Source organism: Isoptericola sp. NPDC019571 (genome assembly GCF_044389385.1).
Lineage (GTDB): Bacteria > Actinomycetota > Actinomycetes > Actinomycetales > Cellulomonadaceae > Isoptericola > Isoptericola nanjingensis.
On the sequence record NZ_JBIRXZ010000001.1, the window covers coordinates 197787 to 206010 of the forward strand.

Below are 8224 nucleotides of genomic sequence, written 5' to 3' on the forward strand. Positions count from 1 at the left end.
ATAGACCGGGCGCATGGCACCAGCCGAGCCCGACCCCGCCGCCGCGCCCGACCCGTTCGCCGCTCTCGCGCACCCCGCGGAGACCGATCCCGCCGCCGCGCCGCCGGAGCCCCTCGCCAGCCCGCGCGTCGTGCAGGACGCGCACTCCGGCGGCGAGAGCACCCTCACGGTCGTCGTGGCGTTCGCCGCGAACGCGTTCGTGGCCGTCGCGAAGTCGGTGGCGGCGGTCGTCACCGGGTCGGCGTCGATGCTGGCGGAGGCCGTGCACTCCTGGGCGGACACCGGGAACGAGGTGTTCCTCTTCGTCGCCGACCGCCGCTCGCGCCGCCCCGCCGACCGCGAGCACCCGCTCGGCTTCGGCCGCGAGGCCTACGTGTGGTCGATGTTCGCCGCCATCGGGCTGTTCGCCGTCGGCGCCGGCGTGTCCATCACGCACGGCATCCAGGAGCTGGTGCACCCCGAGCCCGCGAGCGACTTCGGCGTCGCGTACGCCGTGCTCGGCATCGCGTTCGTGCTCGAGGGGATCTCGTTCCTGCAGGCCAGCCGGCAGGCGCGGGCCGAGGCGAAGAAGGCCGAGCACGACGTCCTGCACCACGTGCTCGTCACCTCCGACCCCACGCTGCGCGCCGTCTATGCGGAGGACGCCGCCGCGCTCGTCGGCCTCGTCGTCGCGTTCGGGGGCGTGCTCGCGCACCAGCTCACCGGGTCGCCCGTGCCCGACGCCGTCGGCTCGATCGTCGTCGGCGTCGTGCTGGCCGTCGTCTCCCTGGTGCTCGTGGACCGCAACCGCCGCTTCCTCGTCGGCGAGGCGGCCCGGCCCGAGACCCGGTCCGCAGTGCTCGCGCACCTCGTCACGATGCCGCAGGTGGAGCGGGTCACCTACCTGCGGCTCGAGTACGTGGGGCCGCGGTCGCTGTACCTGGTGGCGAGCGTCGACCTCAGCGGCAACGAGCCGGAGGAGACCGTCGCGCGGCGCCTGGACGACCTCGAGCGGGCGGCGACGCGGGTGCCGGTCATCGCCGGCGCGGTGTTCACCGTGTCCACGCCGGAGGAGCCGTCGCTCTGACGTCGTCGCGGGTCGCGGGCTCAGCCGGCGTGGCGGGCCTCGTGGGCGAGCAGGCTGCGCTTGACGTCGAGGCCGTAGCGGAAGCCGCCGAGGCTGCCGTCGGTCCGCAGCACCCGGTGGCACGGGACGAACAGGGCGGCGGCGTTCATCGCGCACGCGCCGGCCGCCGCGCGGACGGCCGCAGGGCGGCCGGACAGCTCCGCGTAGCGGGTGTACGTCACGGGGTCCCCGGCGTCGACGGTGCGCAGCACGTCCCACGCGTGTGCGCGGTACGGGCCGGAGACCTGGCGGACGGGGACGGCGTCGATCGCGCGCACGTCCCCCGCGTAGTAGGCGCGGACCGCGGCGACGGCAGAGGCGACCGCGGGGTCGTCGTCGGGCACGGGCGTCGTGGCCGTGGGCCGGACGTCGGGGTGGACGAGACCGACGAGGGCGTCGGCGTCCGTCGTCCAGCCGGACGCGAGGACCGTGCCGTCCGGGTCGACGACGACGGTGAACGGACCGTCGGGGGTGCTGAGGGTGGTGGTGCGGGCGGACATGGTTCCTCCGGGAGGTCGGGTGCCGAGCCTGCGCTCGAGCTCGGGGTGCGGGCTGAGAACGTGCGTCACTGCCTGGTCGGCGGGAGGGCGGCGCGCCACAGGTGCAGGGCGGCGTACGAGCGCCACGGCGCCCAACGCCCGGCGCGGGCGGCGAGCGCGCGCGACCGGGCCGCGCGCGGGGCGTCGTCGAGCAGGCCCAGGTCGACGCCGGCCGCGGCCGCGCCCGCAAGGAGCGCGACGTCGCCGTCGAGCCAGGAGTCCGGGTCGCGCAGCACGCGCATCGCCACGTAGGCGGCCGTCCACGGTCCGATCCCGCGGCGCGCGACGAGCGCGGTGCGCAGCGCGTCGCCGTCGTCGCCCACCCCGACGGCGAGGGTGCCGTCGTCGAGGGCGCCGGCGGTGTCGACGACCGTCGCGACGGACCGCGCGGGCAGGCGCAGGTGCTCCGCCGCCGCGGTCGCGACCTGGGCCGCCGTCGGGAACAGGCGCGTGAGCCCGGGGACCGCGGAGGCGTACGGGGTGCCCGCGCCGGCGGCGAGCCGGCCGAGGTGCGTCCGCGCGGCGGCCACGCTGATCTGCTGCCCGACGATGGCGCGCACCACGATCTCGTGCGGGTCCACCGTGCCGGGCAGGCGCAGGCCGGGCCTGCGGGCGACGAGCGGCGCCAGGGCCGGGTCGTCGGCGAGGGCCGTGTCGACGGCAGCCGGGTCGGCGTCCAGGTCGAGCAGCCGGCGCAGGCGGGCCACCGCCACCGAGACGTCGGCGGCTGACGCGAGCTCCAGGCGCACGGCGACCCGGCCGGGCCCCACGCCCGGCCCGGCCAGGACCTCCGCCGCGCCGGGTCCGTGGGGGAGCAGCAGCGTACGGGCGTAGCGCACGTCGTCGCCGTCGAGGTCCGCGACCTCCACGCCGTCGACGGCGCGCGCCGCGAGGAACGCGACGACGCCGCGGGCGTCGAACGGCTCGCGCACCGGCAGCTCCAGGTCGAGGCGGACGCGCGCGACGTCGCCCCGATCCGCCGCGGGACCGGGTCCCCCGGCGAGGGAGATCCCGTGCCGGAAGGCCGGGGGGCGGCGGCGCGCGCGGGCGCGCAGCTCACTCGGCGCGACGGCGAAGACCTCGGTCATCGTGTCGTTGAACTGCCGGATGGAGCCGAACCCGGCCGCGAAGGCGACGTCCGCGAGCGGCAGGTCGGTGCCGACGACGAGACTCCTCGCGGTCTGGGCCCGCTGCGCGCGGGCCAGGGCGAGCGGGCCGGCGCCGAGCTCGGCGGTGAGCAGGCGGTGCACGTGCCGGGCGCTGTACCCGAGGTGGGCCGCGAGCCCGTCCGTGCCCTCGCGGTCCACGACGCCGTCGGCGATGAGGCGCATCGCCCGTCCGGCGAGGTCGCGCCGCAGGTCCCAGGCCGGGGTGCCGGGCGCGGCCTCGGGCAGGCACCGCTTGCAGGCGCGGTAGCCGGCCTCGTGCGCAGCCGCCGAGGTGAGGTAGAAGGTGACGTTCTCCGGCTTCGGCGTGCGCGCCGGGCAGGACGGGCGGCAGTAGATGCCCGTGGAGCTGACCGCCGTGAAGAACTGCCCGTCGAACCGGGTGTCCCGCGCGGCGATGGCGCGGTACCGCTCCTCGAACTCCCGCGCGTCGGGGTGGGCCGTCGTCGTCATGCCCCCATCCTCACGCGGTCCACCGACGGTGGGCTAGCGGGAATCGGACACGACCGTGGGCGCTAGGGGAGCGCCTCGATCCAGTCCAGCACGGTGGTGAGGTACGTGTCGCGGGCCGGCTGCGGCGAGAGGGCGAGGTCGTGCGCGCCGCCGGCGACCGTCCGCACGGTGACGTCGCTGCCCAGGCGGGGCGCCCGGTCGCGGATGTGCGCGACGTCCAGCACGGAGTCCGTGGTGACCAGCTCGTCGTGCCACGACCGGGCCGGGCCGGACCGGTCGGACGCGAGCACGAGGACCGGGATCGTGAGGTCCAGCCCGCGGGCCACCCGGTGCTGCGCGCGGCGCACGGAGCGCAGCCACCCGGCGCGGGCGGGGAAGCCGGCGTGCGGCTTCCAGGCCAGGTCGTAGTCCCACTCCCCGCCGGTCTCGTGGTGCAGCGCGGCGCCGTAGTGCTCGCCGACGGAGCCGACGGCCAGCCGTGGCGCGACGCGCCCGACGACGTCGATCGCCCAGGTCGCCGGGCCGCGCATCAGCCAGCTCTCGTTGAGCTCCAGCCACGGGCTGTTGAGCACGAGCGCGTCCGCGCGGCAGGGGCGGGCGTTCGCCCACAGGGGCGCGACCAGGCCGCCCGTGGAGTGCCCGAGCACCACCAGCCGCTCGTGTCCCGCAGCGCGCACGACGGCGGCCGCGGCGTCGAGGTCCTGGGCGTACAGCGCCAGGTCGTCCACGAGGTTGGGGTCGCGCCCGGCGGCGACGTGCGCGGCCAGCGCCCGCCCGTGGCCGCGCAGGTCGACGGCGTAGAACGCGTGCCCGCGGGCGGCGACAGCGCGCGCGACGTGCGGGTGGAAGAAGTAGTCGACGAACCCGTGCACGGACAGCACCGCCGTGCGCGCGACGCCCTGAGGGCCCGGCGCGCCGTCGTCGTCCGGCGTGGACGGCACGTGCCGCACCAGCACGGCCTCCGCGCCGCCGGGCAGCGGCAGCGTGCGCGCCCGGAACTCCGGGCCGAGGACGTCCTCGCGCCACGCCCCGGGCTCGGGGCGTGGCGCGGTCGGCGCGTCAGGCACCCTGCGCGGGACCGGACGGGCGGTCCTCGTCGCCGGGGCGGTCGCCGGTCGTGCCCGTGACGTCGGGCTCGACGTCGGGCTCGGGCGCGGTGGCGTCGCCGACGGGCTCCTGCCGGACGGTGTCCTCCTCGCCCGGGCGGCCGGGCTCCAGCGGCTCCGCGACGGGTCCGGTCGTGGGGCCGGCGGGCGTGGCGGCCTCGGGCGCGGCCTCCGGCTCGAGCGGTTCGGCGACCGGGCCGGTGCCCGGTGCGGCGGCCGGAGCCGCGGGCGCGCCGAAGACCTGCTCCTCCGGCGTCGGACCGGCGGCGGGGACGGCCCCGGGGGCGGCCTGCGCGGCGAGGGCGGTGTCGCCCGCCGCGGTGCCCGTGACCGGGGCGGGGCGGCGGTTGTTCCGCACGACGAACCACACGACGAGGCCGATGACGACCAGCCCGACGACGAGCCCGACGATCCACCACGGGAAGCTGCTGCCCGCGGTGGCTGCGCCGACGGCGTGGATCTCGGCGTTCTCGCCGACCTTCGGCGTCCAGGTGACGGTGTTGCCGTCGATGGCGCCGGTGGCGTCGCTGACCGGGCCGGGGAAGGTGATGGCGAGGCTGACGTCGAAGGCGTCCTGGACGTTCTGCGGCAGAGACTTCAGCTGGTCGGCACCCTCGGAGAGGTTCATGGTGCCGTCGACGACGTAGTTGTCGCCGTCGCGGGTGATGGTGAGGTCCTCGCCGCCCTCGCCCGAGATCTGGCTGATCGGGGCGTCGGTGAAGGTGTACCGGGTGCCGGTGTACTCGTCGTCGGAGTACGGCTCCTGGGACGTGCCCTCGGGCAGGTTCTGGGACAGCTCCCCGCCCGCCTGCTTCCACAGCTCGCCCGGCTCCATCCCCATGGTCTCGGCGAGGCTGTTGGAGACGGCCATGACGATCGAGCCGGAGACGGTGTCGTCCTCGGACAGCGTCATGTCCATGTCGACCTTCATGCACCCGGCGAGGGCGAGGAGGCCGACGGCGGCCAGGACCGCCGCGATCGCGGTGCGGAGGCGGCGCACGGGGCCGCGGGCTGGAGTGGTCACCGGCCCAGCATCCCGCAGCGGCGGTCCACGAGCCACCCGGCGCCCCGGGCGGCTTGCGATCAAACTTGAGCGGAATAGACTCAACTTTGGCGGCGTTCCCCTGACAGACGTTTCTCCCGTGTCATCGCACGTCATCCCGGAGGTCCCATGGACATCAAGCTCACGACCATGTCGCAGCAGGCGCTCGGCGACGCCGTCCAGTCGGCGTCGGCCGCGGGCAACCCCCAGCTCGAGCCCGTGCACCTGCTGCAGGCGCTGCTCCAGCAGTCGGGCGGCGTCGCCGTCGGCCTACTCGACGCCGTCGGCGCGAACACCCAGCAGATCGGCCAGCGCGCCCGTGCGGCCCTCGTCGCCCTGCCGCAGGCGAGCGGGTCCGCCGTCGCGCAGCCCGCGCCGTCGCGCGCGACGAGCGCCGTGCTGGAGAACGCGGCCAAGGAGGCCGAGGCGCTCGGCGACGAGTATGTCTCGACGGAGCACCTGCTCGTCGCGCTCGCCGCCGGGCAGTCCGCCGCCGCCCAGGCGCTGACCGAGGCGGGCGCGACCGCCGACGCCCTGCGCGCCGCGCTGCCCGCCGTCCGCGGCTCGTCCCGCGTCACCAGCCCCAACCCCGAGGGCACGTACAAGGCGCTGGAGCAGTACGGCAGCGACCTCACGCAGCGCGCCCGCGACGGCCAGCTCGACCCGGTCATCGGCCGCGACTCCGAGATCCGCCGCGTCGTGCAGGTGCTCAGCCGCCGTACCAAGAACAACCCCGTGCTCATCGGCGAGCCCGGCGTCGGCAAGACCGCCGTCGTCGAGGGCCTGGCCCAGCGCATCGTCGCGGGCGACGTCCCGACGTCCCTGCAGGGCAAGCGCCTCGTCGCGCTCGACCTGGCGGGCATGGTCGCGGGCGCCAAGTACCGCGGCGAGTTCGAGGAGCGGCTCAAGGCCGTGCTCGAGGAGATCACCGCGTCCGACGGCGAGGTCGTCACCTTCATCGACGAGCTGCACACCGTCGTCGGCGCGGGCGCCGGCGGCGAGGGCGCCATGGACGCGGGCAACATGCTCAAGCCGATGCTCGCCCGCGGCGAGCTGCGCCTGGTCGGCGCCACGACCCTCGACGAGTACCGCGAGCACATCGAGAAGGACCCGGCCCTCGAGCGCCGGTTCCAGCAGGTGTTCGTCGGCGAGCCGTCCGTGGAGGACACGGTCGCGATCCTGCGCGGGCTCAAGGAGCGGTACGAGGCGCACCACAAGGTGACGATCGCCGACTCCGCGCTCGTGGCCGCCGCCGCGCTGTCCGACCGGTACATCACCGGCCGCCAGCTGCCCGACAAGGCGATCGACCTCGTCGACGAGGCGGCGTCGCGCCTGCGCATGGAGATGGACTCCTCGCCGGTCGAGATCGACGAGCTGCAGCGCGTCGTCACGCGCCTCGAGATGGAGGAGGTCGTGCTCAAGGAGTCCGACGACGCCGCCTCCACCGAGCGCCTCGAGCGGCTGCGGGCCGACCTTGCCGACACGCGCGAGAGGCTGGCCGCGCTCACCGCGCGGTGGGAGTCGGAGAAGGCCGGCCACAACCGCGTCGGCGACCTGCGCGCCCGCATCGACGAGCTGCGCACCGAGTCCGACCGGCTGCAGCGCGAGGGCGACCTCGAGTCCGCCGCGCGCCTGCTGTACGGGGAGATCCCGCAGGTCGAGCGCGAGCTCGCCGACGCCGAGCAGGCCGAGGCGTCGCAGGGGGCCGACGAGGCAGCCGCGCACGAGGCGCCGATGATCGCCGACAAGGTGGGCTCCGACGAGATCGCCGAGGTGGTCTCCGCCTGGACCGGCATCCCCGCCGGGCGCCTGCTGCAGGGCGAGTCGGAGAAGCTCCTGCACATGGAGGACGTCATCGGCGAGCGGCTCATCGGCCAGACGGCCGCGGTGCGCGCGGTGTCCGACGCCGTGCGGCGCTCGCGGGCCGGCGTGGCCGACCCCGACCGGCCGACCGGGTCGTTCCTGTTCCTCGGCCCGACCGGCGTGGGCAAGACCGAGCTCGCCAAGTCGCTGGCGGACTTCCTGTTCGACGACGAGCGCGCCATGGTGCGCATCGACATGTCCGAGTACTCGGAGAAGCACTCCGTGTCGCGGCTGGTCGGCGCGCCCCCCGGGTACGTCGGCTACGAGGAGGGCGGGCAGCTCACCGAGGCCGTGCGGCGGCGCCCGTACTCCGTCGTCCTGCTGGACGAGGTGGAGAAGGCGCACCCCGAGGTCTTCGACATCCTGCTTCAGGTGCTCGACGACGGCCGACTCACCGACGGCCAGGGCCGCACGGTCGACTTCCGCAACGTCATCCTCGTGCTGACGTCGAACCTGGGCTCGCAGTTCCTCGTGGACCCGGCGCTCGACGACGCAGCCCGTCGCGAGGCGGTCATGGCGGCCGTGCGTGCGGCGTTCAAGCCGGAGTTCCTCAACCGGCTCGACGACGTGGTGATCTTCGACGCGCTCAACGTCGAGGAGCTGGGGGAGATCGTCGACCTCCAGGTCGCGGCGTTCGCGAAGCGGCTGGCCGACCGGCGCATCACGGTGGACGTCACGCCCGCCGCGCGCGAGTGGCTGGCGCTGGAGGGCTTCGACCCCGCGTACGGCGCCCGCCCGCTGCGTCGCCTGGTGCAGCGCGAGATCGGCGACCGGCTGGCCAAGGAGCTGCTGTCCGGCGCCGTGTCCGACGGCGGTACCGTCGTCGTCGACCGGGCCCCCGACTCTGCGGGGCTCGTCGTCACGCCGAGATAGAGAGGCGACCCGCCGAGATAGAGAGGGCACGGACCGTAGCCGGCTACGGTCCGTGCCCTCTCTATCTCGGCGGGTCG

General features: G+C 75.5%; 6 protein-coding genes. 2 read left to right on the top strand and 4 right to left on the bottom strand.

What is annotated here, in order from left to right:
- Positions 1-13 precede the first annotated feature (13 nt).
- On the top strand, positions 14-1066 hold the full coding sequence (locus ACH443_RS00920; protein ID WP_429765767.1) for a cation diffusion facilitator family transporter: 1053 nt from the start codon (positions 14-16) through the stop codon (positions 1064-1066).
- Positions 1067-1086: 20 nt separating this feature from the next.
- Here ACH443_RS00920 and ACH443_RS00925 read toward each other — a convergent pair whose 3' ends face one another.
- From ACH443_RS00925 to ACH443_RS00940, 4 genes are all read right to left on the bottom strand, one after another.
- Entirely contained in the window at positions 1087-1605 is a 519-nt protein-coding gene (locus tag ACH443_RS00925; RefSeq protein WP_429765768.1) for a methylated-DNA--[protein]-cysteine S-methyltransferase, read from the bottom strand.
- A gap of 65 nt (positions 1606-1670) precedes the next feature.
- A complete protein-coding gene (locus ACH443_RS00930) occupies positions 1671-3263 on the bottom strand; it encodes an AlkA N-terminal domain-containing protein (RefSeq protein ID WP_430589218.1) in 1593 nt (530 codons plus the stop codon).
- Between the two features lie 62 nt (positions 3264-3325).
- Positions 3326-4330, bottom strand: a complete 1005-nt coding sequence (locus ACH443_RS00935) for an alpha/beta hydrolase (RefSeq protein ID WP_430557697.1) — start codon at positions 4328-4330, stop codon at positions 3326-3328.
- A complete protein-coding gene (locus tag ACH443_RS00940; RefSeq protein WP_430557696.1) occupies positions 4323-5393 on the bottom strand; it encodes an LppM family (lipo)protein in 1071 nt (356 codons plus the stop codon). Before ACH443_RS00940 ends, ACH443_RS00935 begins: the two co-directional genes overlap by 8 nt.
- Positions 5394-5540: 147 nt before the next feature.
- Here ACH443_RS00940 and clpB point away from each other — a divergent pair, with 147 nt between their 5' ends.
- The gene (gene clpB / locus ACH443_RS00945) at positions 5541-8147 is read left to right on the top strand and encodes an ATP-dependent chaperone ClpB (RefSeq protein WP_430589219.1); all 2607 of its coding nucleotides are present in this window, start codon (positions 5541-5543) and stop codon (positions 8145-8147) included.
- Positions 8148-8224: the final 77 nt, after the last annotated feature.

What these genes read in the sequence shown, in the direction of transcription:
- ACH443_RS00920 (WP_429765767.1), top strand. Translation starts at nt 14, where the DNA reads ATGGCACCAGCCGAGCCCGACCCCGCCGCCGCGCCCGACCCGTTCGCC.
- ACH443_RS00925 (WP_429765768.1), bottom strand. Translation starts at nt 1,605, where the DNA reads ATGTCCGCCCGCACCACCACCCTCAGCACCCCCGACGGTCCGTTCACC.
- ACH443_RS00930 (WP_430589218.1), bottom strand. Translation starts at nt 3,263, where the DNA reads ATGACGACGACGGCCCACCCCGACGCGCGGGAGTTCGAGGAGCGGTAC.
- clpB (WP_430589219.1), top strand. Translation starts at nt 5,541, where the DNA reads ATGGACATCAAGCTCACGACCATGTCGCAGCAGGCGCTCGGCGACGCC.